Origin of the sequence: Desulfobacterium sp. N47, from assembly GCF_051233685.1 — a bacterium.
Classification (GTDB): Bacteria; Desulfobacterota; Desulfobacteria; order Desulfobacterales; family RPRI01; genus RPRI01.
Genome location: NZ_JBAMMY010000244.1, coordinates 1 through 1,817, shown reverse-complemented (window position 1 = coordinate 1,817; position 1,817 = coordinate 1). Strand labels below are relative to the sequence as shown.

General features: G+C 43.5%; 2 protein-coding genes. One reads left to right on the top strand and one right to left on the bottom strand.

Annotation, left to right across the window (positions count from 1 at the left end; genetic code table 11):
• Positions 1-131: 131 nt before the first annotated feature.
• Positions 132-1,082 carry an ankyrin repeat domain-containing protein gene (locus VXK47_RS15970; RefSeq protein WP_435549781.1) on the top strand — a complete coding sequence of 317 codons (951 nt, stop codon included), beginning with the start codon at positions 132-134 and terminating at the stop codon, positions 1,080-1,082.
• A gap of 612 nt (positions 1,083-1,694) precedes the next feature.
• On the opposite strand, the gene VXK47_RS15965 is transcribed toward VXK47_RS15970, so the two are convergent.
• A partial coding sequence (locus VXK47_RS15965; protein WP_435547519.1) for a transposase occupies positions 1,695-1,817 on the bottom strand: 123 nt, incomplete at its 5' end.

The following is a 1,817-nucleotide window of genomic DNA, read 5'->3' as shown; positions in this document are numbered from 1 at the left end:
GCCAATTGACATTGCTTCGGCTGCCGCAAAATGCCTGCGTAACCGTTCATTGAGTATTGGCTCAAGGATTTTAAATCGTTTTGATATTCTATCTTTTTCCATGAGCTAATCATGGAGCAAATTTGAAAATTATGCAACATAAATGTTATAGTTGTTTTATGACAATCTCAAAGTCCTTGAATATCTTCTTTGCAACGGTTTTTTTACTTTTTCCGCTCTTATGCGGAACAAATACTGCCACAGCAGGTTCTGATGCAAATCAGGCAAGTACGTCTCCGGATGTAAACTCATTCGTTCAAAATGCGAAGGAAGGAGACATCAAGGCTGTGGAATCCGCTATAAGCGGCGGAATAGACATAAATGCAATGGACAAAAAAGGAAATACGGCACTGATCGAAGCATCTAAAAAAGGCCTCAAGGGAATTGTGAACCTTCTGCTTTCAAAAGGGGCTGACGTGAACGGCAGGGACCGGACTTTTAACGCCACTCCCCTTATCTGGGCTGCGCTCTCGGGCCAAACTGATATTGTTAAGATACTGCTTGACAAAGGAGCCGACACCAAGGCTAAAGAAAACAAGAACGGTCTTACTGCCATTATTGCGGCTGCGGTCACCGGAAACACCGAAATAGTAAACTTGTTTCTTGAAGGTGGTATGTCCATAGATTCAAGAGACCGCGAGGGACGAACCGCCTTGATGTGGGCGGCCAATGCCGGACGGTCTGATACTGTGAAGTTTCTGCTTGATAAAGGAGCTCTTATCGATACCGTGGAAGAGGAAAAAGGGCTTACTGCTATGATGACGGCAGCTTTGATGGGCCATAGCGAAACTGTGAAATTGCTTCTTGATCGTGGAGCAAATATTGAGAAAAAAGATACAGACGGCCGAACCGCACTCATGTGGGCGGCACGAAATGGCCAGGCGAACACGGTCGAACTTCTGTTGAAAATGGGTGCTGATTTAAACGCAAAGGATAATCTTGGTAATACCTCCCTTACCCTGGTAAAAAACAGCAAAATTGGGGATGATGAAAAGAAAAAGGTAGAGGAATTGCTGGTAGTAAAAGCAGGGGCCGGGAAATAAAGCTCTGGTGCCAGCTTATATTCGTGTATATTTTAAAAAAGCTTAGATTAAAATTTCGCTGCAAGTTCTTATAAGCTCCGGTTTATCGCTGAGATAATTACCGGAGCTTTTTCAATTGCAGGTTAAAGCGACCTGATTTCCTGCCTCATAAAAACAATATACGAAACAGCAAAACATATAATTGTAAGTGCTATCAAAGAAAGAATATAGGGTGCTACAATTAATATGCTCTGAAGCAGAGGTAATGGGCCTGAGAATCTTGAAAGTGAAATGCTTTCCATGCGGCCCACTGCTATAACTGATTGGGTGGTTTTCCGTGTGGGGTCTATGATCGTTGCAGTTGCATCCGTATAAAGCTGCATCGGCGATATTAAAGAATATTTATTTACAATTTTAGACCGCAGGTAATCGGCTTCAGGGCTGCAACCTTTGTTTCCGGCATTAAAGCATCTGCAACCACATTAACGCCTAAGCTTACAAAAAAGGAAAAGAATATCCAGACTGCCAAGGCGGCCAGAGCCGATGTTGCCGTGCTGCGAAACAGAATGGAAAACAAAATGGAAATCCCCAGCCAGAAAGAAATGTATATAATGCTGATGGTTCCTCGCTATTTCATGTGGGTAACCTGAATTCGAGTTTGCCACCAATGAGGTAGATCATGGTGATCAGGTTTTTGATGGTCCTGTATCCCCTGGCCTTGGCTTTAGCTGCTTGGATAAGGCTGTTGATTCCCTC